This is a genomic window from Thalassovita sp., assembly GCF_034670005.1.
Lineage (GTDB): Bacteria > Pseudomonadota > Alphaproteobacteria > Rhodobacterales > Rhodobacteraceae > Thalassobius.
Window position 1 is genome coordinate 263664 of record NZ_JAXMOH010000003.1, and the last position, 25312, is coordinate 288975.

Annotated in this window: 22 protein-coding genes; 11 read left to right on the forward strand and 11 right to left on the reverse strand. The window is 57.9% G+C overall.

What is annotated here, in order from left to right:
- Positions 1-19 precede the first annotated feature (19 nt).
- The 5 genes from arsB to VOI23_RS08780 all read left to right on the forward strand — a co-directional run bounded on the left by arsB (position 20) and on the right by VOI23_RS08780 (position 7477).
- Positions 20-1027 (forward strand): ACR3 family arsenite efflux transporter, encoded by a 1008-nt coding sequence (gene arsB, locus VOI23_RS08760; RefSeq protein WP_323784206.1) that lies wholly within the window; start codon positions 20-22, stop codon positions 1025-1027.
- A 234-nt stretch (positions 1028-1261) separates the two neighbouring features.
- On the forward strand, positions 1262-2956 hold the full coding sequence (ade, locus tag VOI23_RS08765) for an adenine deaminase (protein WP_323784208.1): 1695 nt from the start codon (positions 1262-1264) through the stop codon (positions 2954-2956).
- Positions 2957-3108: 152 nt separating this feature from the next.
- Entirely contained in the window at positions 3109-5208 is a 2100-nt protein-coding gene (locus VOI23_RS08770; RefSeq protein WP_323784210.1) for a 3-hydroxyacyl-CoA dehydrogenase NAD-binding domain-containing protein, read from the forward strand.
- A gap of 3 nt (positions 5209-5211) precedes the next feature.
- Positions 5212-6399: an acyl-CoA dehydrogenase family protein gene (locus tag VOI23_RS08775; protein WP_323784212.1), complete on the forward strand. Its 1188-nt coding sequence runs from the start codon at positions 5212-5214 to the stop codon at positions 6397-6399.
- Between the two features lie 4 nt (positions 6400-6403).
- Positions 6404-7477: an acyl-CoA dehydrogenase family protein gene (locus VOI23_RS08780; protein WP_323784214.1), complete on the forward strand. Its 1074-nt coding sequence runs from the start codon at positions 6404-6406 to the stop codon at positions 7475-7477.
- 235 nt (positions 7478-7712) lie between these two features.
- On the opposite strand, the gene VOI23_RS08785 is transcribed toward VOI23_RS08780, so the two are convergent.
- The 10 genes from VOI23_RS08785 to VOI23_RS08830 form a co-directional block, all read right to left on the reverse strand.
- Complete coding sequence (locus tag VOI23_RS08785; protein ID WP_323784215.1) at positions 7713-8756, reverse strand: NADP-dependent oxidoreductase; 1044 nt, start codon at positions 8754-8756, stop codon at positions 7713-7715.
- Positions 8757-8854: 98 nt separating this feature from the next.
- Positions 8855-9286, reverse strand: coding sequence for a PaaI family thioesterase (locus VOI23_RS08790; protein ID WP_416376518.1), 432 nt, complete (start codon positions 9284-9286; stop codon positions 8855-8857).
- Positions 9283-10317, reverse strand: coding sequence for a phosphotransferase family protein (locus tag VOI23_RS08795; protein WP_323784220.1), 1035 nt, complete (start codon positions 10315-10317; stop codon positions 9283-9285). Before VOI23_RS08795 ends, VOI23_RS08790 begins: the two co-directional genes overlap by 4 nt.
- A 9-nt stretch (positions 10318-10326) precedes the next feature.
- Positions 10327-10995, reverse strand: a complete 669-nt coding sequence (locus VOI23_RS08800; RefSeq protein ID WP_323784222.1) for a histidine phosphatase family protein — start codon at positions 10993-10995, stop codon at positions 10327-10329.
- A 54-nt stretch (positions 10996-11049) separates the two neighbouring features.
- On the reverse strand, positions 11050-12252 hold the full coding sequence (locus VOI23_RS08805; protein WP_323784224.1) for an acetyl-CoA C-acyltransferase: 1203 nt from the start codon (positions 12250-12252) through the stop codon (positions 11050-11052).
- A gap of 22 nt (positions 12253-12274) precedes the next feature.
- Positions 12275-13204 (reverse strand): SDR family NAD(P)-dependent oxidoreductase, encoded by a 930-nt coding sequence (locus tag VOI23_RS08810; protein WP_323784226.1) that lies wholly within the window; start codon positions 13202-13204, stop codon positions 12275-12277.
- Positions 13201-13680 (reverse strand): MaoC family dehydratase, encoded by a 480-nt coding sequence (locus VOI23_RS08815; RefSeq protein WP_323784228.1) that lies wholly within the window; start codon positions 13678-13680, stop codon positions 13201-13203. The genes VOI23_RS08810 and VOI23_RS08815 overlap by 4 nt, the downstream gene beginning before the upstream one ends.
- A gap of 2 nt (positions 13681-13682) precedes the next feature.
- A complete protein-coding gene (locus tag VOI23_RS08820) occupies positions 13683-14501 on the reverse strand; it encodes an SDR family NAD(P)-dependent oxidoreductase (RefSeq protein ID WP_323784230.1) in 819 nt (272 codons plus the stop codon).
- Between the two features lie 10 nt (positions 14502-14511).
- Positions 14512-15645, reverse strand: coding sequence for an acyl-CoA dehydrogenase family protein (locus VOI23_RS08825; RefSeq protein WP_323784233.1), 1134 nt, complete (start codon positions 15643-15645; stop codon positions 14512-14514).
- A gap of 11 nt (positions 15646-15656) precedes the next feature.
- Complete coding sequence (locus tag VOI23_RS08830) at positions 15657-16853, reverse strand: acyl-CoA dehydrogenase family protein (RefSeq protein ID WP_323784235.1); 1197 nt, start codon at positions 16851-16853, stop codon at positions 15657-15659.
- A gap of 135 nt (positions 16854-16988) precedes the next feature.
- Between VOI23_RS08830 and VOI23_RS08835 the strand changes: the two genes are divergently transcribed.
- The 5 genes from VOI23_RS08835 (at position 16989) to VOI23_RS08855 (ending at position 21982) form a co-directional block, all read left to right on the forward strand.
- Positions 16989-18227, forward strand: coding sequence for a branched-chain amino acid ABC transporter substrate-binding protein (locus tag VOI23_RS08835; protein WP_323784237.1), 1239 nt, complete (start codon positions 16989-16991; stop codon positions 18225-18227).
- A gap of 71 nt (positions 18228-18298) precedes the next feature.
- Positions 18299-19231, forward strand: a complete 933-nt coding sequence (locus tag VOI23_RS08840; RefSeq protein WP_323784239.1) for a branched-chain amino acid ABC transporter permease — start codon at positions 18299-18301, stop codon at positions 19229-19231.
- The gene (locus VOI23_RS08845; RefSeq protein WP_323784241.1) at positions 19228-20508 is read left to right on the forward strand and encodes a branched-chain amino acid ABC transporter permease; all 1281 of its coding nucleotides are present in this window, start codon (positions 19228-19230) and stop codon (positions 20506-20508) included. The genes VOI23_RS08840 and VOI23_RS08845 overlap by 4 nt, the downstream gene beginning before the upstream one ends.
- A complete protein-coding gene (locus tag VOI23_RS08850) occupies positions 20505-21278 on the forward strand; it encodes an ABC transporter ATP-binding protein (protein WP_323784243.1) in 774 nt (257 codons plus the stop codon). The genes VOI23_RS08845 and VOI23_RS08850 overlap by 4 nt, the downstream gene beginning before the upstream one ends.
- Positions 21275-21982: an ABC transporter ATP-binding protein gene (locus tag VOI23_RS08855; RefSeq protein ID WP_323784245.1), complete on the forward strand. Its 708-nt coding sequence runs from the start codon at positions 21275-21277 to the stop codon at positions 21980-21982. Before VOI23_RS08850 ends, VOI23_RS08855 begins: the two co-directional genes overlap by 4 nt.
- A gap of 414 nt (positions 21983-22396) precedes the next feature.
- Here the strand turns inward: VOI23_RS08855 and VOI23_RS08860 are convergent, their stop codons facing one another.
- Positions 22397-24028: a long-chain-fatty-acid--CoA ligase gene (locus tag VOI23_RS08860; protein WP_323784247.1), complete on the reverse strand. Its 1632-nt coding sequence runs from the start codon at positions 24026-24028 to the stop codon at positions 22397-22399.
- Between the two features lie 291 nt (positions 24029-24319).
- Here VOI23_RS08860 and VOI23_RS08865 point away from each other — a divergent pair, with 291 nt between their 5' ends.
- On the forward strand, positions 24320-25285 hold the full coding sequence (locus VOI23_RS08865) for an NADPH:quinone oxidoreductase family protein (protein WP_323784248.1): 966 nt from the start codon (positions 24320-24322) through the stop codon (positions 25283-25285).
- Positions 25286-25312 lie beyond the last annotated feature (27 nt).

Consider the following 25312-nt stretch of genomic DNA (forward strand, 5'->3'; position numbering starts at 1 on the left):
AGTTTTTCAGGACCCCAAGATGACTACATTTGAGAAATATCTAACCCTTTGGATCGCTTTGGCAATGACTGCGGGGATCGCCTTTGGCAACGTTTTGCCGGGTCTCGTACAACTGATCGCTGGCGCAGAAGTGGCGCGCGTTAATCTTGTTGTTGCGGTGCTTATCTGGGCGATGGTTTATCCGATGATGGTCGGGGTGGACCCCGGCGAGTTGAAGAATGTTTTGCGCCAGCCCCGGGGGCTGGCAATTGCGCTGGTCATCAATTGGCTGATAAAGCCGTTCACGATGGCTGCGCTCTCCGTGTTGTTTTTCGAAACTGTCTTCGCCGATTTGATCGCCCCGTCCGACGCGCAGCAATATACTGCCGGTTTGATCCTTCTGGGGGCAGCCCCTTGCACAGCGATGGTTTTCGTCTGGTCCCAACTGACACGGGGCGATGAAAATTACACGCTTTTACAGGTCTCTGTGAATGATATCGTGATGGTCTTTGCCTTCGCGCCGATCGTCGCCTTTCTGCTCGGTGTTACCGAAATCGCGGTGCCTTGGGCTACGCTGCTTCTGTCTGTTGCCCTGTTTGTGGCGCTGCCTCTCGCCGCCGGTGTATGGACCCGACACCTGCTCGGGTCGCGTAATCGCATCGCGGCATTTCGTGACCAGATTAAGCCGTTTTCGATTGTTGGACTGATCGCGACAGTGGTGATCCTGTTCGGATTGCAGGGGCAAGTCATCCTCGATCGGCCATTGGTGATCGCGCTGATCGCGACCCCAATTCTGATACAATCCTATGGTATTTTCCTGCTGGCCTATGCCGCAGCCTGGCTTCTGAAGGTTCCGCACCGCATCGCGGCCCCTTGCGCCTTAATCGGAACATCGAATTTCTTTGAACTAGCCGTCGCAGTCGCAATCAGCCTTTTCGGTCTGAATTCTGGCGCTGCTTTAGCCACTGTCGTTGGCGTATTGGTAGAAGTCCCTGTTATGCTTTCGCTTGTTGCCTTTGCAAACAGAACGCGGGCTGGTTTTTCCTGAGCGTTTGCTTTTGGCATGCCCGTGATCAATTTAGGGCTTCAACTAAGGACGGCAGGGCCTCTCAGATGCGAAACGCTTGGTTTTCGCTGAGGGTAATTGTTCCTAAGCCGAGTGCTCTGATCCTTCTATGACCGCTTTGGGGTATCAGAGATCTCTGCGCGCACTTTCTGATAACGCCTCGCGCCTGCCCCCGTTCCATGGCATCGTGGCAGAAACACAGTAAAGGAAGGTGGCATGGCGGAACTGGACCAGCTGATCGATCAGGGGCGTGGGGCGGAACCCGCCGATATTGTGCTGCGCGGCGGTCGGATGCTCGATCTTGTCACCGGGGACTTTCTTGAGGGCGATATCGCCATTTGCGGCGATATGATCGCGGGGACTTGCGACAGCTATGAAGGCAAGCGGATCGTTGATGTCACCGGGCTGATCCTGGTGCCGGGTTTTATTGATACCCACCTGCATATCGAAAGCTCTCTGGTCACGCCGTTCGAATTCGACCGCTGCGTGCTGCCGCGCGGCGTCACCACCGCGATCTGCGACCCGCACGAGATCGCCAACGTAATCGGCACCGACGGAATCCGCTATTTTCAGCAGGCCGCGCTGAATACGCTGATGAGCATCCGGGTGCAGTTGTCCTCCTGCGTGCCCTCGACCGAAATGGAAACCGCAGGCGCCCGGATTGATGCCAAAGATTTGGTGCCGCTTATGGATCATCCCACCGGCATTGGGCTAGCCGAGTTCATGAATTTCCCCGGCGTGCTCTACAAAGACCCCGGCGTGATGGAAAAGCTGACCCTGTTCCGCGGCAAGCATATCGACGGGCATTGTCCGCTGCTGTCGGGCAAGGACTTGAACGGCTATATCGCCGCCGGTATCCGCACCGAACACGAAGCAACCACGGCCGAGGAAGCGCTGGAAAAGCTGCGCAAGGGGATGCGCGCCCTGATCCGCGAAGGATCAGTATCAAAGGACATGCACGCGCTGGCCCCGGTCCTGACTGAGCGCACCGCGCCTTACCTGTGCCTGTGTACCGATGACCGCAATCCGCTCGATATCGCCGAATACGGCCATCTCGATTACATGATCCGCAGCCTGATCGGGCTGGGAGCGCCGGTGCTGGCCGCCTATCGCGCTGCCAGCCTGTCGGCGGCCGAAGCCTTTGGGCTGAAGGATCGCGGGCTGATCGCCCCGGGAAAACGCGCCGATATCGTCGCGCTGACCAGTCTGGAAGACTGCGACGTGCAGAAAGTCTTCTGCGGCGGCGTTGAAGTGACGGACGAAGCCTTCGCTTCGCGCCAGACGATCCCGCCGGTAGGTCGGCATTCGGTTAAGGCGCCCACGGTGACGGCCACCCATTTCCGAACTACGGGAAACCGCGAAGACACGGATGTAATCGGCATCATCGAAGGCAAAATTATCACCGACCATCTGCATGAAACGATCCCGATCGTGGACGGTGACAAACGCCCTGACATTGCACGCGATCTGATCAAGATCGCGGTGATCGAACGGCACGGCAAGAACGGCAACATGGCCACCGGGTTCGTGCGCGGTTTCGGATTGCAGCGCGGCGCCATCGCCTCGACGGTCTGTCACGATCACCACAATATCGCGGTGGTGGGGGCCGATTACGACGACATGGCGCTGGCCGCGAACCGGCTGGGCGAAATCGAAGGCGGCTTCGTCGTGGTTCAAGGCGGCAAGGTTCTGGCTGAACTGCCGCTGCCGGTGGCCGGGTTGATGAGCCTTGAACCGTTCGAAGCTGTACGCGACCGGCAGGTGGATCTGCGCTCTGCCGCCCGTTCGCTTGGCGTCACGCTGGAAGAGCCGTTCCTGCAATTGGCATTTCTGGCTTTGCCAGTGATTCCCAACCTCAAGATCACCGATCGCGGTCTGGTCGATGTGAACCGGTTCGAGATCATCTCGTAACCTGACGTCACCGCGTTGTTCTGCATTGCAAAACTATATTCCACGCGTTGACGCGGTCACGCCGAGGCTTTAGTTTGGTCCCGACGGGAGGAGGCGGTTGCAGAGCGCAGCCCGCATTCCTCTGTGTGATTGCAGGAGCGTGAGGCAGCCATATGACCGATGTCACCCAGGTGAATGACAAGATATCCATCGAACGGCAGGGCGACATTGCCCTGATCATTATCAACAACCCGCCGGTGAACGCCACCGGGCAGGTTGTTCGTCAGGGATTGCAGGATGCAATCACCCGGCTGAACGAAGAAGGTACTGCAAAGGTCATCGCGATCTATGCCGAAGGCCGTACCTTCGTCGCCGGGGCGGACATCACCGAATTTGGCAAACCACCGCAGCCTCCGGCGCTGCCGGACGTTTATAACATTATCGAAGATAGCAAAATCCCGGTCATCTCGGTCATGCATGGCACTGCACTCGGCGGTGGTTTCGAACTGGGTATGGCGACCCACGCCAGGATCGGGATCAAGGGATTGCGCATCGGCCTGCCGGAAATCCTGCTGGGCCTGCTGCCCGGTGCTGGCGGAACGCAGCGCCTGCCACGGATCGCGGGCATTGCCTTCACTCTCGACATGGCGCTGTCGGGCCGTCAGGTCAAAGCCGAAGAAGCGCTTGAAAAAGGCGTGATCGACCGGCTGGTCGACATGGCCCCGCGCGACGCCGCGTTGCAGGCCGCGCAGGATGTTCTGGACGGCAAGCTGGCGACCCGCCATAGCTGCGATCTGGTTGTCGAACCCGATGAAAAAACGCTGGAAGATACCGCCGCGATGCTGAAGGCAAAGCAGCCGCATCTGTTTTCACCACATAAGATCGTCGAAGCGGTCAGAGCATCGTCGCTGCCGCGCGCCGAAGGTCTGAAAATCGAACGACAGGCCTTTATCGATTCAATGGACACGCCGCAGCGCGCCGGTCTGATCCATGCCTTCTTTGGTGAACGTGCCGTTTCGGGCATCCCCGAAGCCAAGGGCGACACCCGCGAGATTGCCAAGATCGGGGTGATCGGCGGCGGCACGATGGGATCGGGCATTGCCACTTCTTGCCTGATTGCAGGCATTCCGGTGCGGTTGGTCGAAGTCGCGCAAGACGGTCTTGATCGTGGCGTTGCAACGATCACCAAGAACCTTGAAGGCGCAGTGAGCCGCGGCAAGATGAGTGCAGATCAGAAAGACGCGGCGCTGAAAATGCTGGAACCGTCGCTGGGTCTGGACGTGCTGTCCGATGTTGATCTGGTTATCGAAGCGGTGTTCGAACAGATGGATGTGAAAAAGGACATCTTTGGCAAGCTCAACACCATCTGCAAACCGGGCGCGATCCTGGCTTCCAACACGTCCTATCTGGATATCAACGAAATCGCCGACAGCACTGACCGTCCGCAGGACGTTCTGGGACTGCATTTTTTCAGCCCGGCCCATGTGATGCGGCTGCTGGAAATCGTGCAGGGTGCGAAAACGGCGCCCGACGTTCTGGCCACTGGTTTCGCGCTGGCGAAACGGTTGAAGAAAGTCGGCATTCTGGCGCAGGTCTGCGATGGCTTCATCGGCAACCGCATCCTGGCGCATTACGGCAAAACTGCCAGCTATTTGGTACTGGATGGCGCGTCACCGCAACAGGTGGATAATGCGCTGGAAGGCTTCGGATTTGCCATGGGGCCGCACAAGGTCGGCGATCTGGCCGGTCTGGATATCGGTTGGATGACACGCAAACGCAAAGCCGATAGCCGCGATCCGAATGAACGCTATGCCGGTGACGTGGCCGACCGCATCTGTGAAAACGGATGGTTCGGACGCAAAACGGGGCAGGGGTATTACATCTATGGCCAGGGTGCCCCTGTGCCCAACCCCGAAGTCGCCACGATCATCGACGAGGTGCGCGCAGACAAGGGTATCACTCCGCGTACGTTCACCGATGAAGACATCGTCGACCGCTACATGACTGCGATGATCGTCGAAGCCACCCGCGTGGTCGAAGACGGTACCGCCAAACGTCCGGTTGATGTCGATATGGTGTTCCTGTTTGGCTATGGCTTCCCGCGCTTCCGTGGCGGGCCGCTGGCCTATGCCGACACCATCGGGGCCAAGGAATTGGTGCGCCGGATTACCGATTATGCCAACGAAGACAGCCATTACTGGCAAGTGCCTGGCCTGCTGCAGAAAATGGCTGACGATGGCACCACATTTGCTGATTTGAACAAAGGAGCCTGACCAATGGATCTGAGCTTTTCCGCCGAAGACATCGCGTTTCGCGACGAGGTCCGCGCCTATCTGGCCGAAAACCTGCCCACCCACATTTCAGATGCGGTGCGTGCGGGTGGCGAGCTGACCAAAGAGGTCATGGAAGAATGGCACGCCATTCTGAACGCCAATGGTTGGCTTGCCACCACTTGGCCGAAAGAATTTGGCGGCCCCGGCTGGACCCCGGTGCAGCGCTATATTTTTGAAGATGAATGCTGCCGTGCCTATGCCCCCCGCATTGTGCCCTTCGGGCTAAGCATGCTGGGCCCGGTGTTGCAGGCATTCGGTAGTAAGGAACAGCAGGATCACTACTTGCCGCGCATCCTGGACGGGACCGACTGGTGGTGTCAGGGCTATTCCGAACCTGGTGCTGGCTCAGACCTTGCAAGTTTGAAAACCCGCGCCGTGCGCGATGGTGACGAATGGGTGATCAACGGGCAAAAAACGTGGACTACGCTGGGACAGCACGCAGATTGGATCTTTTGCCTGTGCCGGACCGATCCGGATGCCAAGCAGCAGTCGGGTATCAGCTTTATCTTAGTCGATATGAAAACCCCGGGGATCGAAGTGCGGCCGATCAAGTTGATCGAAGGCGGTCACGAGGTGAATGAGGTGTTCTTCACCGATGTCCGGGTGCCTTATGGCAATCTGGTAGGCGAGGAAAACAAGGGTTGGACCATCGCCAAATATCTGCTGACCCATGAACGTACCGGCATCGCCGGGGTGGGCTTCTCGATGCAGTCTCTGGAAGAGGTGAAGGCGCTGGCCCGTAAGGTGCAGCGGGGCGGCCGTCCATTGATCGAAGACCCGCTCTTTGCCGCCCGCGTGGCGCAGGCCGAGATTGATCTTGAGGCGATGAAAATCACCAACCTTCGGATGTTGTTCAAGGCGCAGCAACAAGGCGCGCCTGGACCGGAAACTTCGATCCTCAAGATCAAGGGGACGGTGATCAACCAGGAACTCAAAGATCTGGCGCGCCGCGCACTGGGTCCGGCTGCGGCCCCGTTCCCGGGCTATGTCACAGACGGCAACCTGATGTTCGGCCCGGCGGACAGCGCGAATAACGCGGCGCGTTATTTCAACAACCGCAAAACCTCGATTTTCGGTGGATCGAACGAGATCCAGCGCAACATTCTGACCAAGACTATGCTGGAGCTGTAAGCCGATGGATTTTAATCTGACTGAAGACCGCCAGATGCTGGCAGACACGTTGAACCGGTTTCTGGCCGAGCAATATGCTGTCGAACATCGCAACAAGGTCGCCTATGACGCGCCGTACCACGATCCTTCGAAATGGGACCAGTTGGTCGAACTGGGCACTCTTTTCGCTCTTGCGCCGGAAGATGCGGGCGGCTTTGGCGGCACGGGGTTCGACATCTCGGTGGTGTTCGAAGCCATGGGCCGGCAACTGACCCCGGAACCGGTGCTGGGTGCGTTGATGGCGTCGCGCCTGTTGGTGTCGGCGGGCGAAGATCAAGAGGCGCTGCTGGCTGGGTCTACGAAATATGCGGTGGGTTTCACCGAGATCGACGCACCTTATGAACTGGACTACATGACCTGCACCGCCAGCGCCAAAGGCGATGGCTATGTCCTGTCCGGGCGTAAAAGCACCGTCTATGGTGGTCAGATCGCTGATACATTCCTGATCGCCGCCAAGCTGGATGGTAAAGTGGCCCTGTTCGAAGTACAGGCCGCCGATGCCAATGTGACCGGCTATGCAATGATGGATGGCAGTGGGGCGGCAGAGGTCCAGCTGGACGATAGCCCGGCGCGCCTGTTGATGGCCGAGGCGGCTGATGCGATGGAAGACGCGATCAATGCGGGCATCGTGGCGCTTTGTGCCGAAGCGGTCGGCGCTATGGACGTCACCCATGCGACCACGGTCGATTACCTGAAGCAGCGCAAGCAATTCGGTATCCCGATTGGTAAATTCCAGGTGTTGCAGCACCGCGCGGTCGACATGCTGACCGAGATTGAACAGGCCCGTTCGATCACGATCAAGGCTGCCGCCGAGTTGGGGGGCGAAAACGCCTCGCATTACGCGTCGATGGCCAAGAACCTGATCGGCCGTGCGGCACGGCTGATTGCTGAAGAGGCGGTTCAGATGCATGGCGGTATCGCAATGACCTGGGAATACCCGATTTCGCATTTTGCCAAGCGGCTGGTGATGCTGGATGCGCAGCTGGGTGATACCGACTATCACCTCAGCCGGATCATGGCGGCAAATCGCGCTGCCTGATCTTAAGGTGCGCCCGTTCCGGGCGCGCCGATTTTTCTTCGCAATAAATGCGAAGCGATTTGGGGGCGCTGCCCCCATGCCCCCGGAGTATTTCGGGCAAGATGAAACTCATTCGTTCGAATTTTATCTTGGTGAAATAAATCTGGGCGAGAAGCCGTGAACCATTCTTGGGTTTTGCATGGAAAAGGGGGGCAATGCCCCCCTTTGGTTTGTGTCTCGCGCGTTGTGGCGGATATCAATCCGCCAGTTTGACGATCTGTTTGCCGAAATTGCCGCCCTTGAGCATGTTCATGAATGCGCGTGGGGCGTTTTCCAAACCTTCGGCAATATCTTCGACGGATTTGATCTTGCCCGTGGCGACGCGCGGACCGGCATCTGCCAGGAAGTCCGGGTAGCGGTCGTAATGATCCGAAATGATGAAGCCATGCACATGCATCCGGTTCACCAGAATACTGCGCCACATTTTCGGCAACTGGTCTTTCGTGCCTTTCTGATTGGCTCCGAGCGCCCCCGCATTGTACCAGGCAACCATGCCGCAAAGTGGAATTCGGGCGCCGACATTCATCAAGGGCAGCACCGCTTCCAGCACCTTGCCGGCGACGTTTTCGAAATAGATATCGACGCCGTCCGGGCAGGCTTCTTTCAGCGTAGCGCGCAGCGCATTGGCATCCTCATAGGCATAGTGGTCCAGGCATTCATCAAACCCGAAGGTTTCTTTGGCCAGTTTGCATTTTTCCGGTCCGCCCGCGATGCCGACGACACGCAGCCCCAGCTGCTTGCCCATCTGCCCGACCATAGATCCGACCGGGCCTGTGGCAGCCGCCACCACAAGGGTTTCGCCTGCTTTCGGTTTGCCATATTCCGTCAGGCCGAACCAGCCGGTGAAACCCGGCATACCCAGCACGCCCAGTGCGTTTGTGATCGGCCCATGTGCGGGGTCGAGTTTCTGCAACTGATTGCCGGGCAGGCAGCCATGGCTGGCCCAGCCGAACATGCCGAACGCGAAATCGCCGGGGGCGAAATTCGGGTGGTTCGAGGCGATCACCTCGCCTACTGCACCGCCTTCCATCGTGTGATCGACCTCGACCGGCTTGGCATAGGATTTGGCATCGTCCATACGGCCCCGCATATAGGGGTCGAGCGACATATGGCTGACCCGGACCAGAACTTCACCATCTCCGGGTGCCGGCACTGGTACGCTTTCCAGGCGGAAATTTTCGTCGGTCGGTTCTCCTTGCGGGCGACTCGCCAGCACGACCCGTTGCATCATATCTGTCATGGTCTTTCTCCTCTTCATTGGCCTGCATTCTGGGCGAAAAACCATGAAATAAAAGGCAATTAGCGAGTTCAGGAAAATGACATCACGTCATTTTCCGCTCAAACGCCACGGTAACGAAATACCCCGGTTCCGGTCGCGATCAGGGTGCCCAATTCGTCGGTGAGCTTGGCTTCGGCGAAGAAAGTTTTGCGTCCACCACCGGTGCGAAACCCTTCGCTTATCAGCAGCTTGCCCTTGAGCTGGCCGACATAACTTACGTTCAGCGACAGCGTCATCGCCAACCGTTTCTGGTCCGGGATGCCGGTATAGCAGCCAGCGAATCCCATCGCGGTATCGATCAGCGTTGCGTGCACCCCGCCATGGGGGATGCCATAGCGATTACCGAGATGATCCTGCATCGGCAATTCGACCCGGGCGTAATCCTTGTCCCAACCTGTGATCTCGAAACCCAGATGTTTTTGTAGCGCATAGGGGTCTTCCTGCAGGGCGGGATCGATTTGGCTGTCTCTCACATCGGGTCCTTCCGTCATACGGTTTTGGCTGCTGCCAGCCCGTGTTCGGCGAAGGTGCCGACATGGCTGCCCAGCCGTTTGGCGCGTTCAGGGTTCGACGCGTTGCCGTCCAGTGCGCGTTTGTAAACGCCCTGAATGATCCCGGCCATGCGAAAGAAGGTGAAGGCCAGGTAAAAACCGAATTTGTCGATTCCGGCCAGGTTGCGGCGGGCGCAATAGGCGTCGACAAATCCTTCGTCGCTCATCAATCCTTGGGCAGAGCGATCCACTCCGGCCAGGCCACGGCCTTCGGCACCCGGCGGCATCGACCATTGCATGATCACGGCGGCAAGATCGGCATAGGGGTGGCCGGTGGTTGATAATTCCCAATCCAGCACAGCGGCGCATTCGGGACGGTCCTTGTGGAACAGCATGTTATCGATGCGATAATCACCATGAACCAGCGTGCGCTGACCGTCCTCGGCGGGGACATTGTTGTCGAGCCAGGAAATCAGGTCGTCCATTGCGGGGATCTTGTCGGTTTCCGAGGCGCGGTATTGTTTGGTCCAGCGGTCGATCTGGCGGCGGTAATAATTACCCTCGGGGCCATAATCGCTCAGACCAGTGGCTTGCAGGTCGACATTGTGAATCGCGGCCAGAACCCGGTTCATTTCATCGACGATGGGCAACCGGTCCGCCTTTGATAGTTCCGGCAAGCGCGGGTCGTTGAAATGCCGCCCGACGATTTCTTCCATCACATAGAAGGCCGACCCGATCACGTCTTCGTCTTCGCAGAGCAGGTACATATTGGCCACCGGCACATCGGTATTCCGTAGCGCGCTTTGCACCCGGAATTCACGATCCACTGCATGGGCCGATTTCAACAAAATCCCAGGTGGTTTGCGGCGCAGAACGTAGTTTTTCTTCGGAGTACGAAGCCGAAAGGTGGGATTGGATTGCCCGACATCGAATTTCTCGGCCTCGACCGGTCCTTCGAAACCCTTCAGATGTGCGCCCAGATAGGTGGCGACGGCCTCGGTGTCCAGCTTGGTTGGGTCGGTCTTGGTCATCGTCGCTCCTCAGCTATAGGTCAGCAAGGGGTCGGCATTCGCCGCCGTGATATGTGGGGTTTCGTTGAACCCGTGCAGGTAAAAACTGCGTTCGGAAAAAACAAACCGGTTCACCGCACAATTTTTCATCTGCAGTTGCAATTTAATCTGTTGGTCGGACGGGGTGCAGAGCGTGGCAGCGATCATCTGACCGATTGCGCCACCCGAGCTGACCGCCACGATAGTCTGCGCGCGGCTGGCGACGATGGCTTGGCGGGCGGCTTCGACTCTGCCGGTGAAGTCGGCCCAGCTTTCCGGTGGATCGACAATTTCGTCGCGTTGCCACGCCAAGACCGTGTCACGCAGGGTGCGGAAATGTGATTTCCGTTCGCTGTGCATCTTTTCCGGCGCGTCCCGGTTGCGGTAATGGGCATCGAGCAGGGACTTGAAGTCGAATTCGTTCAACCCGGCATGGATCTGCGCCTGCTGCGGATCGCGCCCCAAACCTTTCAGTACACCTTCCAGCGTTTCGCGGTGGCGTCGCTGCTCTCCGATGAACAGGCCGTCGGGCTGTACCCCCTGTTCGGCCAAGGCATGGCCTAAAGCAAAGGATTGATCATGGCCCAGTTCGGACAACACGTCATAGTTTGCCGCGCCGAAAGACGCCTGTGCATGACGGATCAGATAGAGTTCGGGCATATCGGGGCCTTTATTAGTAAGGGGGGCCGCAATGATCTGCGGCCCCGTAGTTTTTCAGAGAACTTCGAACAGACCGGCCGCGCCCATGCCGCCGCCGACACACATGGTGCAGACCACGTATTTCGCGCCGCGCCGCTTGCCTTCGATCAGGGCGTGACCGACCATGCGGGCACCCGACATTCCATAGGGATGGCCGATCGAAATCGCGCCGCCATCGACGTTAAGGATTTCATCCGGAATACCAAGAACGCGCTGCGATTGCAGGACCTGGCTTGCGAAAGCTTCGTTCAACTCCCAAAGGCCGATATCGTCGATCTTCAGGCCGTGTGCCTCCAGCAGTTTCGGCACGGCATAGATCGGGCCGATACCCATTTCATCGGGTTCACAGCCCGCCGCCATGACGCCGACGTAGCGGCCCAGCGGCTGCAAGCCGCGCTTTTCGGCTTCTTTCGCTTCCATGATCACGGCAGCAGAAGCGCCATCGGACAATTGCGAAGCGTTGCCAGCGGTGATAAATTTGCCCTCTTGCACAACTTGGCCGTTCTTGAAGACCGGCGACAAACCGGAAAGGCTTTCCAGTGTGGTCGACGGGCGATTACCTTCGTCCTTGGAAAGCGTGACTTCGCGGTCCGACACTTCGCGGGTTTCTTTGTCGACCACTTTCATCACGGTGGTCAGCGGCACGATTTCATCGTCGAACTTGCCAGCTTCCTGCGCGGCCGCAGTCCGCTGCTGCGATTGCAGCGCATAGGCGTCTTGGTCTTCGCGGCTGACGCCGTAGCGTTCGGCGACGATTTCGGCGGTTTCCAGCATGGACATGTAAAGCGCGGGTTTATGTTCCTTGATCCAGGCATCGGCCAGCCAGTCGGTCCGCATCTTGTCATTCTGAACCAGGCTGATCGATTCGACGCCGCCGCCGATGGCGACATCCATACCGTCATGAACGACCTGCTTGGCGGCAGTGGCGATGGCCATCATGCCGCTGGCACATTGCCGATCCATCGACATACCCGCGATGGTTACGGGTAGGCCCGCGCGGATGACTGCCTGACGGCCAATATTGCCGCCGGTCGATCCTTGCTGAATGGCGGTGCCGATGATGCAATCCGAAATCTCGGACCCGTCCAGGCCAGCACGGGACACCGCGTTGGAAACCGCATGACCGATCAGGGTCTGGGCCGAGGTGTTGTTGAACGCGCCGCGAAAGGCTTTGCCAATCGGGGTGCGGGCGGTTGAAACGATTACTGCGTCACGCATTTTGAATTCCTTTGGTTCGGGGTTATTCGCCGGGCAGGGTGACGCCACGCGCCGCCGCTGCATTCCGGACATATTTATGGGTTTGTTCGAAAGCGTTTGCCATCACCTGCTGGTTCGCAGGGTCACGGATTTCCGCCATTCTGGCCAAAACTGTTTCCGGGCTCAGCTCGTCGTCTTGCAGAGTGATGCCTTCTGTTTCGTAGATCTTGGTTTCCGCGAAACAACCGGCACCGGCCCCCAGGATCATTTTGGACGGCGCGTCGTCGCTTACCAGTGCCAAAAGGCCGGGGGTGATGGTTTCGGGCTTCAACAGTGCCAGAAGTTCGGCGGGGATCAGGTTTTCGGTCATCCGCGTTGCTGCTGTAGGGGCCAGTATATTGGCCCGAACGTTGTATTTCGCGCCCTCAATGGACAACACGTTCATCAGACCCAGCATCGCCGATTTCGCCGCGCCATAGTTCGACTGACCGAAATTGCCGTACATACCCGATGCTGAAGTGGTGAAAACGATGCGACCATATTCCCGTTCACACATATGCCGCCACAGGGCATGAGCGGTGTTAACCGATCCCGTCAGGTGAACATCCATCACCATCTGGAAATCTTCCAACGTCATTTTGGCAAAAGTCTTGTCGCGCAGGATCCCGGCATTGTTCACCAGAATATCAACATGACCGAATTCGGAAATGGCTTCGTCCACCATTGCCTGAACCTGCCCGGAATCCGCGACATTGGCACCATTGGCGATCGCTTTGCCACCTGCGGCGCGGATTTCGTCCACTACAGCGCGGGCCGCGTCGGACCCCGATCCGGTCCCGTCCGTGGACGTCCCCAGATCGTTGACCACCACCTTGGCCCCGCGTGCCGCAAGGCCAAGCGCATGACTGCGACCCAGACCGACGCCCGCACCGGTGACAATGGCCACGCGCCCGTCAAAACGTACTTCGCTCATGCTTCTTCTCCGAAATAGCGCCGACCCAACCATTGGGCCACAAGAGCAGGTTTTTCCTGTCCTTCGATTTCAACGGTCACATCCATTTTGGACTGGAATTCACCGGGTCTGATTTCGTTGAACGCGGCCAGTACGAACCGCGCCCTGATCCGGGACCCGACCTTCACCGGTGACACAAACCGAACTTTGTCGAAGCCGTAATTCACTCCCATGACGACGCCTTCGATGCTGGGCATTTGATAGACCATGGCCGACAGCATCGACAGAGTCAGGAACCCATGTGCGATGGTACTGCCAAAGGGCGTTTTTGCGGCGGCTTCTGGATCGACATGAATGAACTGGTGATCCTCGGTGCAGTCCGCGAACTGGTCGATCCGGCTTTGATCAATGGTGAACCAATCCGACACGCCCATTTCCTGCCCCAGCAGGGCTTCGAATTCTTCCCGGCTGATTTTTTTACCTGAGGGCAGCGTCATGATTACAAATCCTCGTTGAACAGGGAGCCGGGGGCGTTCGATTGCATTCCTCCAGACAGTGGCAGGATCGCGCCCGAAACATAAGACCCACCGCGGCCGCACAGATATTGCAGCGCTCCGGCGATGTCTTCGGGGCAGCCGACCCGGCCAAGCGGAACACCTTCGGCGGACTTTTTCTGTCCTTCTTCGGTGCCGATGGCAAAAGCGGTCATCTTCGACACGAACGGTCCTGGCGCAATGGCGTTCACCGTGATGCCTTCGGGGGCCAGATCGTTCGACAGAACCCGGGTCATATGGTGCACCGCACCCTTTGACACAGCATAGGAATAGGTGGATGTGCCTTTGGGGATGTCGCCCATAACCGACCCGACGTTGACCACGCGCGCGGGGTCCTGGGGGGTGCTGGCTGCTTTCAGCAGCGGCAGCAATTGCTGGGTCAGGTGGAACATCCCGGTCACGTTAAGACTCAGAAGCTTTTCCCAGGCCTGATAGGGATGTTCACCAATGGCCGCACCCCAGGTGCGACCCGCGTTGTTCATCAGGATATGCAGTTTGTCGGTACGCTTGTTCACTTCGGCGACCAGCGCATCGATACCCGCTTCGGTGCTGACATCGCCGGCGAAGCCTTCGGCGCTTCCGGCATAATCCATTCCGTTCAGTTCTGCCGCTACCGCTTCACAGGCATCAGCCTTGCGGCTGGCGATCAGCACCCGAGCCCCAGCAGCAACCAGTCCTTCAGCCGCCATGCGGCCAATGCCGCTGGACCCGCCAGTGACCAAAGCGACCTTGCCAGTCAGGTCAAACAAATCATTCGGTGTCATATTGTCCTCCTCAGAACCCGCGTGCTGCAGCTACCTGCGCAGCGTGATAACCATAATCGCCCAGCCATTCGGCCCCGACCCTGGCACGTTTCATAAAAAACCCGATGTCATATTCGTCGGTCATTCCGATGCCGCCATGCATCTGTACCCCTTCGGATACCGCCAGTTTCGCGGTCGCAGTTGCGCGCGCTTTGGCGATCGACACGGCCAGCGTGGCCTGATCGGGGGACTCGTCAAGGATGCGGCCGGCATTAATTACGGCCGAAGCAGTGATCTCGATTTCACTGAACAGATGCGCGGCGCGGTGTTGCAGCGCCTGAAACGACCCGATGGTGCGGTCAAATTGTTTGCGTTCTTTCAGGTACCCGATGGTCATTGCATAGGCCCCGGCCGTCAGTCCCGAAAGCTCGGCCGCCAGCGTCGCCTGGCCTGCTTCCAGACCGTGACGCAGCGTTGCAAAGCCATTGTCCAGTTCGCCTACGATATCTTCGCCGGTGGCTTCCAGATCGTCAAAGTTGAGCCGCGCGTGATCGCGCGAATCAATCGTGCTGATCGCCTCTCGGCTCAGCCCTGTTCGTTCGACATCAATATCAAACAGGGTCAAACCCGACGTATCGCCCGCTTCGCCGGCGGTACGAGCCAGAACCAACACCCGATTCGCGCTGCTGCCATCGGCGACGAATGTCTTGCTGCCGGAAAGCCGATAGCCGTTGCCAGATTTCTCTGCTCGCAACGCCGTCTTCGCAGGGGCGTGTTTCGGCCCCTCATCCACTGCAATCGCGTAGATTGATTCGCCTGCCGCGATTTGCGCCAGCGCATCACTGGCCCGGCCATTCGCCGCGCCGCGCAATGCCGTTGCGGCCATCACGGCTGACGAGATGAAGGGCGATGCGGCCAGAACCTGTCCCATTTCCTCCGACAAAATGCCCGCCGCGCGATGGCCCATATCGGCCCCGCCCTGTTCTTCGGGAACCAAAACGCCGGTCCAACCCATCTGTGCCATTTCGCGCCACAGCCCCGGATCGAACGGGCGGCCCTGTTCGCGGTTGGCACGCAGGGCGGAAACGGGCGAAGCATCGTTCAGAAACCCGCGGGCAGAATCGCGCAGCAAGGTTTCGTCTTCGGTTTCAAGAAGACTGGTCATTCTCAATTTCCTTATTTCAAAGGCAGTTCAAGGACGCGCTTGGAAATGATGTCCAGCATCACTTCCGAAGTGCCGCCTTCGATCGAATTGGCTTTGGTACGTAGCCATTCCGGTGCCAGTGACCCGTGCGGTCCGTCCCATTCCACGCCTTCGCTACCCGACGCTGACATCAGCAATTCGTATCGGCGCTTGTTCATTTCGGTGCCGTAATATTTCAACATTGCGCTGGCATTGCCCACGCCGCGTCCCGATTCCGCCTGATCCTTGTAGCGATCCAGCGTCATGCCAAAGGCAAGACTGTCCACTTCCAGCTCCATTGCCTGCGCGCTGATTACCGGATCGGACAGAACGTCAGTATCTAGGCTGGACAAGAATTCGCCAGTCGACCGACCGCCCAGCAATCCTTGCGCACCGCCGCTTATCATTTCACGTTCATGCGTCAGCAGATGTTTTGCAACGTCCCAGCCACGATTTATTTCACCCACCTGAGACGGGATGCCATCGCCATAGGATTTCGGAACTTTGACGTTGTCGAAGAAGGTTTCGCAGAAAGGTGATTTGCCCGAAATCAGCTGAATTGGCTTGGTGCTCACACCGGGTGTCGTCATGTCGATCAGAACAAAGGAAATACCCTTGTGCTTGGGCGCTTCCCGGTCGGTGCGAACCAACGCGAAAATCCAATCGGCCTTGTCTGCGTAAGAGGTCCAGATCTTTTGTCCGTTGATCAACCAATGGTCGCCCATATCTTCGGCCCGGGTCTGAACGCTGGCCAGATCGCTGCCGGCACCGGGTTCGGAATACCCTTGGCACCAGCGAATTTTGCCGCTGGTGATCTGGGGCAGGAAATGCAGCTTCTGTTCTTCGGTGCCAAAGGCCAGTAGGGCTGGTCCCAACATCCACAAGCCAAAGCTTTCCAGGGGACTGGGGGCTTTCAGGCGTGTCATCTCTTCACGGAAAATTTTCTCTTGCGCCCGGTTCAAACCTGCACCGCCATAGGCTGTTGGCCAGCGGGGTGCGGTCATGCCTTTGGTGATGGCGTTTTCCATCCAAACACGTTGATCGTCGTTGTCGAAGCTCCAGTTGCGGCCGCCCCAGACGATAGAGCCTTCACCAAGTGGACGGTTACGTAGCGTCTCGGGACAATTATTAATGATCCAATCCGCTATATCATTTCGGAACTTTGACAGTTCCGTCGTATCATCTGCCATGTCACCCCTCCCCTGATGAATGTTTCGCATAGCAGAATAGAGTTTCACAAAATGATTGACAAGCGGTCAGTAGACGCTTTTGATCAGCGGTGGAAATGACGTTGCGGCGTCGTTTAATGACGGGAGGAGAAATCTATGAAACTAGTTATATCAGCTGCACTTGCGGCGGCTATGAGCGTTGCGGCCGTTTCCGGCGCGTCAGCGGATACACTGAAAATCGCCTTTATCGATCCGCTTTCGGGGCCTTTTGGGCCGTCGGGACAGGCGGGTCTGAACGAATGGATCTACGCGGCCGACCAGATGAACGCCAAGGGCGGCATCAATGGCGACATGATCGAAGTCACCGGCTACGACAACAAGATCAACCCAAAAGAATCGCTGGTTCAGTTGCAGAAAGCGCTCGACGGTGGTGCTCGCTACATCGCGCAGGGTAACGGATCGTCGGTGGCTTCGGCGCTGATTGATGCGATCGACAAGCACAACAAGCGTAACCCGGGCGAAGAAGTCCTGTTCCTGAACTATGCTGCGGTCGATCCCGCATTCACCAACGATCGCTGCACCTTCTGGCATTTCCGTTTCGACGCGGATGCCGACATGAAGATGGCCGCTGTCACCAACTGGGTGAAAGACCAGCCGGACATCAAGAGCGTCTACATCATCGGCCAGGACTATTCCTTCGGTAAGGCGGTTGCCGCCGCAGCCGTTAAAAACCTGACCGAAAAGCGCCCTGACATCGATATCGTCGGCAACGAATTGCATCCGCTGGGCAAGGTGAAGGACTTCACTCCCTACGTGCAGAAGATCATCAGCTCGGGTGCCGATGCAATCATCACCGGGAACTGGGGCGCCGACATGGTGCTGCTGATCAAAGCGGCGGTCGATTCGGGTTTTGAAGGCCCGATCCTGACATATTACGGTGGTTCCAAGGGCGCGGCCACGGCGATGGGTGAAGCGGCGGTCGGCCAAGTTAAGGCGATTGTCGAGAACAACACCAACCTGCCGATGTCGGACGCCGAGGCAGCCTATGTCGATGGTTATGAAGCCAAGTATACCGAGGACAACTACTACTATCACCGCATTCACAATGCGATGAACATGCTGGCGATGGCGGCCGAAAAAGCCGACAGCACCGACCCGGTAGATGTTGCGTTCGCACTGGAAGGCATGACCTATGACAGCCCCAACGGCGTCATCACCATGCGTGCAGATAACCACCAGATTCTGCAGCCGATGTTCATGTCGACCTTCTCGGACGATGTTGAACGCGGTGTTGAGAAGCTGCCCCTGGGGTGGAAATCGGGTCCGGCGGACCGCATCGAAGCGGAAGACACCCGTACCGAAACCACCTGTAAGATGAAGCGCCCTAGCAAATAAGGCGGCCCAAATCTTAATCCAAGAACGGTGCCGCGTGATTTCACGCGGCACCTTACTGCTAAGAGGTTTTCATGGAAACGATCGTATTTTCACTCCTCAACGGAGTGATTTACGGGCTCCTTTTGTTCATGCTGTCAAGCGGTCTGACATTGATCTTCAGCATGATGGGCGTTCTGAATTTTGCCCACGCCAGCTTCTACATGCTGGGAGCCTATTTTGCCTACACCATCTCCGAAGCCAGTAGTTTCTGGGTGGCCCTGATTTTCGCCCCGATCCTTGTCGGGTTGGTCGGCGCTATGGTGGAAAAATTCGGACTGCGCACTGTGCATGTAAACGGGCACGTGGCCGAATTGCTTTTCACTTTCGGATTAGCCTATCTGATCGACGAGGTGGTTAAGATCGTTTGGGGCCGCAACGCAGTTGACTACAAGGTCCCTGAATTGCTCGATTTCCCCTTGTTCGAACTGTTCGGTGCGCAATATCCGGCTTATCGAATTTTCACGCTTTTCGTTGCTCTGGCGATGCTCGTGGCGCTTTGGTTTATCCTGAACCGTACCCGCGCGGGCCTGATCATTCAGGCGGCGCTATCGCATCCACATATGGTGGGCCATTTGGGGCATAACGTTCCGCGGATATTCATGACTGTGTTTGGTGTCGGTTGTGCGCTGGCCGGATTGGCCGGGGTGATCGGCGGAAACTACCTCGTGACCGAGCCTGCCATGGCTGTGCAGATGGGGCCGATCGTCTTTGTTGTTGTCGTTGTCGGAGGACTGGGCAGTCTGATGGGGGCATTTCTGGCAGCTATGATCCTGGGACTTTTGCAGACTTTCGCTGTCTCCATCGATGCCCGCTTTGCCGATATCTTCGGCTGGCTGGGGCTGAGCGAGACCACTGAACTGGGCAGTATTACCATCGCGTCGCTGGCACCGATGATACCGTTCCTAATGCTGGTACTGATCCTGATGATTCGTCCGCGCGGTTTGTTGGGGGATCGTGAGCTATGAGCAATATTGCAACTAATACAACGATTTCTCTGGCGCCGAGCGGCAGTCAGAAATTTATGCAGCGGACTTTGCCGTTGATCATCTTCGCCGTTGTTCTGGCGGTGATCCCATTCTTTGGGCCGACACGCACGGTGTATTCGCTTATGAATGCGATGGGCGTGTATATCGTTTTCGCAATGTCTTACAATATGTTGCTGGGGCGTGCCGGGCTTCTGTCCTTTGGGCATGCGGTCTACTTCGGATTGGGCGGCTATGCCGCCGTTCATGCCATGGAAGCTATCGAAAATGCGTCTTATGGCGACGGCGGCTTCTGGGCCAGTTACCCTGTCTTTTTCTTGCCGATCATCGGATTTGCCGGTGGTGCCTTGGCCGGGGCCGTCATCGGCTGGCCGTCCTGCCGTCGTGCCGGAACGCCCTTTGCCATGATTTCGCTCGGCGTCGCCGAGCTGATCGCGGCAGCGGGGTTCATGTTCGGATCCATTTTCGGCGGCGAAGAAGGCGTTTCCGGTGACCGGATGAACGGACCGGAACTGTTCGGCCTGTCGCTGGGGCCGATCGAAGAGGTCTACTGGTTTATCGCCTTCTGGACATTCATCGGCGTCTTGGGCACCTACGCCTTTACCCGCACGCCGCTCGGCAAAATGTCCGAAGCGACCCGCGACAACCCCGAACGGGTGGAATTCGTTGGCTACGATCCTCAAAAGGTGCGCTATCTGGTATTCATCTTTGCCGGTGGTTTCGCCGGGTTAGCTGGCGGTATGTCCGCAGTAAACTATGAAATCTTTACCCCCGAGGCGCTGTCGCTGGGCCCGTCCGGTATGGTTCTTCTGATGGCATATATCGGTGGTATTCGATATTTCGCCGGTCCGATTCTCGGCGCGGTGCTGCTGACCTATATGCAGTCCATGTTGTCGGACTATTCGGAGGCTTGGTTGCTTTATCTGGGGCTGCTTTTCATCGTAATCGTTATGTTTGCGCCCGGTGGTCTGGCGGGGATTTTTGCCGGGCTGTTCCGCGGGTTGCGCGGGGATGATCCGGTGGGGAGTCTGCGTCGCTGGAGTGTCCAGATCGCGGGGATTTTGCTGATGATGGTTGGGATCGTCACCTTGATCGAGATGTCCGTGCACTGGTCCAACAATTATGGCGAGGTGTTCCATCCTTTCGGGCTGCATCTGGCACATGACAGCGTGTTGACCTGGTTGATCATTTTCATCCCATTCGCTGCCGGTGTTGGCATCCTGCGCATGGCACATAAGAACAAGGAGGGCCAGGCATGAGTAACCCGGCGCTTTCTATCACTAACCTGCACAAAAGTTTCGGTCCGGCGCATATCATTCGCGGAGTGACGCTGGATATCGAACCGGGTGAACGCCACGCGATCATCGGGCCGAACGGAGCAGGCAAATCGACCTTGTTCAACCTGATCTCGGGTGGCTACCACCCGAGCAAGGGCAGCATCAAGCTGCGCGGCGAGGAGATCGGCGGGATGAAGCCGTTCAAGATCAACCGTATGGGTCTGTCGCGCAGTTTCCAGGTGTCGAACATCTTTTCCAACATGACCGTTCGGGAAAACGTGCGCTGCGGTGTGCTGTACTCGATGGGATATGGTTACGGGTTCTGGCGCAATGTTGGAAACCTGCATGATGTGCAGCGAAAGACCGCGGAAATCCTTGAAAGTGTTGATCTTCTTGACAAGGCGCAGCTACCTGCGGCGCTGTTGCCATATGCCGATCAGCGCACTTTGGAAATCGCCATCACCATCGCGGGGGGGGCGGATGTGATCATGCTGGACGAACCCACCGCCGGCATGTCGCATTCGGAAACCGAACGCGCGGTGGCGCTGATCAAGCAGGCGACCGAAGGCAAGACGCTGTTGATCGTGGAACATGACATGGGTGTGGTTTTCAACATGGCCGACCGGATCAGCGTGCTGGTTTATGGCGAAATCATTGCCACCGACAAGCCGATGGCAATCCGTGGCAACGAAAAGGTGCGCGAAGCCTATCTGGGCGACGAAGCCGACGCGATTGAAGGAGATGCGGCATGACCCAGGCGATGCTGTCCGTAAAGGACCTGAACGCCTATTATGGCAAATCCCATGTTCTGCGCGGCGTGAATATGGAAATCATGCCGGGCGAGGTGATTGCGCTTCTGGGTCGCAATGGCGTGGGTCGTTCGACCACCGCCAAGGCGATCATGGGCGAAGTGGCCCCCAAGGGCGAGATCACCTTCAAGGGGCAACCGATTTCCGGTCTGGAAAGCCATCAAATCTCGCGGTTGGGTCTGGGCTATGTTCCTGAAAGCAGGGATATTTTCCCAAGCATGACCGTGCGGCAGAACCTGATCCTTGGGATCAAGGACATGCGGCATCCGGGCAAGCACACGGTCGATCAGATGCTGGATATGTTCCCCAACCTGCGGGAGCGGGCGGATAATCTGGCAGGGGTTCTATCCGGCGGGGAAAAGCAGATGTTGACCATGTGCCGGACCCTGATGGGCGATCCTGAACTGATCATCATTGATGAGCCGACCGAAGGTCTGGCCCCCAAGATCGTACATCAGATCGGTGACGTCATCGCGGAAATCGCCAAGACCGGGGTGTCGATTCTGTTGGTAGAACAGAAGCTTAGCATCGCTTTGCGGATTGCCGACCGGGTCTATGTCATGGGGCATGGTGAAATCGTCTATTCCGGTACACCGGAAGAGTTCAAAACCCGTGACGATGTCCGAGCCGAGTGGCTGGAGGTCTGAACCGATAGCGGTCGCAGTGTCAGAATTTCGACGTTGCGGCTTCGCCTAAACATTTCGGTCGCAATAGCCCGTATATATCGTAGGATGTGAGCGATTCTGCGAAACGGGGATGGGAGGAGACCCGTTTCGCACATCCCCTCTTGCGATTGGGGACAACGCCCGGCTGGTTGAGAAACCCGCCGGGCGTTTTTGCGTTTTGGTTATCAGAGCGGTCTTAACCTATTGATGTACAAAAGTTTGTGGGCATTTGTGGGTTTTGTACATCGCAACAGTACGGATGCCCGCAGTGCAGCGAATCGCGGGACATATTGCCGGGGGGCGCCGGGCTGAAGCCCGGCCTACATCCGGTTTCGAGCGATCCGAAAAAAAGGGCACCGTTAGGTGCCCTTCGGGTTTGATGGTCGTTTTCCCTGCTCAGCGCAGATCGGGCAGTTTGTAATCGGCAAACTGCTGGCGCAGGGTCAGTTTCGACGTCTTGCCGGTGGCCGTGAGTGGCAGGTCCTCGATCCAGATCAGATCATCGGGCAACTGCCATTTGGCGAAATGTTCCGACATGTGTTCGTGGATTTCGGCCAGGCTGGGCCGGGCGTCGCCCGAGGGCACCGCAATCAGAACCGGGCGCTCGTCCCATTTCGGATGCGGCATGGCGATGGCGGCGCAATTGGCGATGGCCGGGTGCGACATGGCCACGTTTTCCAGATCGATCGAGGAAATCCATTCGCCACCCGATTTGATCAGGTCCTTGGATCTGTCTTGTAGCGACAGGAACCCGTCGGTATCGATATAGGCGATATCACCGGTGCCGAACCAGCCTTCGGCGTCGATGGCTTTCTCTGATGCTTCGGGGTTTTTGAAATACCCCGATACGATAGTATTGCCGCGGACATAGAGTTCGCCCATCGCCTTGCCGTCATGGGGCAACCGGTTGCCGTGATCGTCGACGATCTTCAGTTCGACCCCGAAGACGCGACGGCCTTGCAGGGCTTTCTTGTCGATCATCTGATCAAAGGGCAGTTGTTTGACCCAGTTGGGCATTACGCCGTGGGTGCCGATCGGGGACATTTCGGTCATGCCCCAGGCATGGCCGACTTCGACCCCCAATTTTTCGAAAGTTTCGATCATCGACCGCGGCGCGGCCGACCCACCGACCACCACATCGGCGAAGCCCTCGGGTTTACGGCCCTGGGTTTTGATTTCCGCGAGCAGACCCATCCAGACGGTGGGCACGCCCCATGCCGAATGGACTTTTTCTTTATCCATCAGCTTGAACAGGCTGGGCCCGTCGAGTGCCGCGCCGGGCATGACCATGTTCAGCCCGAGCAGCGGCGCAGTATAGGGCAGGCCCCAGGCGTTGACATGGAACAAAGGCACCACCGGCAACACGCTGCTGCCTTCGGGCAGGGCGCTGCCCAGAACCGAGGTTACCAGCAGCGCATGCAGCACGGTGGAACGGTGAGAATAAAGCGCGCCCTTGGGATGGCCGGTGGTCCCGGATGTGTAGCACAGGCCCGAGGCGGTATTTTCGTCGAATTCGGGCCAGTCAAAGCTGTCGGGCTGACCGGTCAGCAATTCTTCGTAACACAGCGCATTCAGGCTGTTTTCCGGCATATGATCCCGGTCGGTCATAATAACGAAGACCAGATCCCTGGGCAGCTCGTCTTTGACCGCTTCGAGCACCGGAACGAAGGTGGTGTCGACGAAGATCAGTTTGTCTTCGGCGTGGTTGACGATATAGATCATCTGTTCCGCCGACAGCCGCGGGTTGATCGTGTGGCAGACCCCGCCGATCCCGGAAATCGCGTAATAAAGTTCGAAATGGCGGTAGCCATTCCACGCCAGTGTTGCCACCCGGTCCCCCAGGCGCACGCCGTGTCCTTGCAGCGCATGTGCCAGCTGTGACACGCGGGGCAGGGTTTCGGCGTAGGTTTGCCGGTGAATGTCGCCTTCTGTGCGGGCCGAAACGATTTCGCCACGCGGATTGGCCTCAGCGGCATAGGTCAAAATATCACTAATCAACAGCGGACGCTGCATCATCATGCCAAGCATGATCTCCTCCCGATGTGTAATTCCTCTGCGTGAAGATAGCGTGGCGTGGCGTGTTTCAAAAGAAGATTCGTATCGCGCGGTGGTCAAGTTTTTGTTTTGCGCTCAAGGGATTGTGTAAATGCGGAAAATTGTTCCGCAAATTTGAACAGGGGATGCAAAAGCGCGGAAATGCCGTACCGTCACGTGGGTTTTACAGGCACGATTTGTTGCCCGAGACGGGGCTGCGGGCTAGAGTCAGGGGGAACAGTCCGGCCCCGGTTGGGGGCGGTGGAGGATCCGGAGGAGACCCGCATGAAAGCCATTATCTGCAAAGAATTCGCCCCGCTGGAGCAACTGGAATATGCCGATATGCCAGACCCGGTTGCCACCGGTCGGCAAGTGGTGGTCAAGGTCGAGGCCGCCGGGGTGAATTACCCTGATGGGTTGCTGGTTCAGGGGCTGTATCAGTCAAAACCCGACCGTCCTTTCGTGCCCGGGATGGAGGCGGCGGGCGTCGTTGAAAGCATTGGTCCGGATGTAAAAAACCTGAAAGCCGGTGACCGGGTGGCGACGATTTGCCAGCTCGGCGGCTATGCCGAAAAGGTGGTGGTCGAAGAAAATCGGATTTTCCCGATTGGCGACATGGATGCCGGCGATGCCTGTGCGTTGATGGTGGCCTATGGCACCTCGCATCATGCGCTGAAACAGCGGGCCGAGCTGAAAGAAGGCGAGGTTCTGGTGGTGCTGGGCGCGGCGGGCGCGACCGGCGTGGCGGCGATCCAGATCGGCAAGATCATGGGTGCGCGGGTGATCGCGGTTTGTTCGTCGGATGAAAAGCGCCAGATCGCGTTGAAATCCGGTGCCGATGAGGCGATCGGCTATGACAACCTGAAGGACCAATTGAAGGAAATGACCGGCGGCAAGGGGGCCGATGTGGTCTATGACGTGGTTGGCGGCGAGGCGTTCGATGCCTGTTCGCGGGCGATGGCGCGCAATGGCCGGTTGCTGATCATCGGGTTCGCCAGCGGGACGATTCCGCAGTTCCCGGTCAATCTGGCATTGGTCAAGGAATATGCAGTGGTTGGCGTGTTCTGGGGCAATTTCACCCGTGCCGAACCCGAGGTGTATGCCGACAACATGAAAGAGCTGATCGGCTGGTATCAATCCGGCAAGGTCAAGCCGGTGGTCGAAGGCCGCTATCCGCTGTCGGACGCGGCGGATGTGCTGACGCGGGTGCTGGGGCGCGGCGCGACCGGCAAAATCGTTCTGGAACCGTAAGGGATTGACGCTCCGGGCCCGGCTGCG

What these genes read in the sequence shown, in the direction of transcription:
- arsB (WP_323784206.1), top strand. Translation starts at nt 20, where the DNA reads ATGACTACATTTGAGAAATATCTAACCCTTTGGATCGCTTTGGCAATG.
- ade (WP_323784208.1), top strand. Translation starts at nt 1,262, where the DNA reads ATGGCGGAACTGGACCAGCTGATCGATCAGGGGCGTGGGGCGGAACCC.
- VOI23_RS08770 (WP_323784210.1), top strand. Translation starts at nt 3,109, where the DNA reads ATGACCGATGTCACCCAGGTGAATGACAAGATATCCATCGAACGGCAG.
- VOI23_RS08775 (WP_323784212.1), top strand. Translation starts at nt 5,212, where the DNA reads ATGGATCTGAGCTTTTCCGCCGAAGACATCGCGTTTCGCGACGAGGTC.
- VOI23_RS08780 (WP_323784214.1), top strand. Translation starts at nt 6,404, where the DNA reads ATGGATTTTAATCTGACTGAAGACCGCCAGATGCTGGCAGACACGTTG.
- VOI23_RS08785 (WP_323784215.1), bottom strand. Translation starts at nt 8,756, where the DNA reads ATGACAGATATGATGCAACGGGTCGTGCTGGCGAGTCGCCCGCAAGGA.
- VOI23_RS08790 (WP_416376518.1), bottom strand. Translation starts at nt 9,286, where the DNA reads ATGACGGAAGGACCCGATGTGAGAGACAGCCAAATCGATCCCGCCCTG.
- VOI23_RS08795 (WP_323784220.1), bottom strand. Translation starts at nt 10,317, where the DNA reads ATGACCAAGACCGACCCAACCAAGCTGGACACCGAGGCCGTCGCCACC.
- VOI23_RS08800 (WP_323784222.1), bottom strand. Translation starts at nt 10,995, where the DNA reads ATGCCCGAACTCTATCTGATCCGTCATGCACAGGCGTCTTTCGGCGCG.
- VOI23_RS08805 (WP_323784224.1), bottom strand. Translation starts at nt 12,252, where the DNA reads ATGCGTGACGCAGTAATCGTTTCAACCGCCCGCACCCCGATTGGCAAA.
- VOI23_RS08810 (WP_323784226.1), bottom strand. Translation starts at nt 13,204, where the DNA reads ATGAGCGAAGTACGTTTTGACGGGCGCGTGGCCATTGTCACCGGTGCG.
- VOI23_RS08815 (WP_323784228.1), bottom strand. Translation starts at nt 13,680, where the DNA reads ATGACGCTGCCCTCAGGTAAAAAAATCAGCCGGGAAGAATTCGAAGCC.
- VOI23_RS08820 (WP_323784230.1), bottom strand. Translation starts at nt 14,501, where the DNA reads ATGACACCGAATGATTTGTTTGACCTGACTGGCAAGGTCGCTTTGGTC.
- VOI23_RS08825 (WP_323784233.1), bottom strand. Translation starts at nt 15,645, where the DNA reads ATGACCAGTCTTCTTGAAACCGAAGACGAAACCTTGCTGCGCGATTCT.
- VOI23_RS08830 (WP_323784235.1), bottom strand. Translation starts at nt 16,853, where the DNA reads ATGGCAGATGATACGACGGAACTGTCAAAGTTCCGAAATGATATAGCG.
- VOI23_RS08835 (WP_323784237.1), top strand. Translation starts at nt 16,989, where the DNA reads ATGAAACTAGTTATATCAGCTGCACTTGCGGCGGCTATGAGCGTTGCG.
- VOI23_RS08840 (WP_323784239.1), top strand. Translation starts at nt 18,299, where the DNA reads ATGGAAACGATCGTATTTTCACTCCTCAACGGAGTGATTTACGGGCTC.
- VOI23_RS08845 (WP_323784241.1), top strand. Translation starts at nt 19,228, where the DNA reads ATGAGCAATATTGCAACTAATACAACGATTTCTCTGGCGCCGAGCGGC.
- VOI23_RS08850 (WP_323784243.1), top strand. Translation starts at nt 20,505, where the DNA reads ATGAGTAACCCGGCGCTTTCTATCACTAACCTGCACAAAAGTTTCGGT.
- VOI23_RS08855 (WP_323784245.1), top strand. Translation starts at nt 21,275, where the DNA reads ATGACCCAGGCGATGCTGTCCGTAAAGGACCTGAACGCCTATTATGGC.
- VOI23_RS08860 (WP_323784247.1), bottom strand. Translation starts at nt 24,028, where the DNA reads ATGCTTGGCATGATGATGCAGCGTCCGCTGTTGATTAGTGATATTTTG.
- VOI23_RS08865 (WP_323784248.1), top strand. Translation starts at nt 24,320, where the DNA reads ATGAAAGCCATTATCTGCAAAGAATTCGCCCCGCTGGAGCAACTGGAA.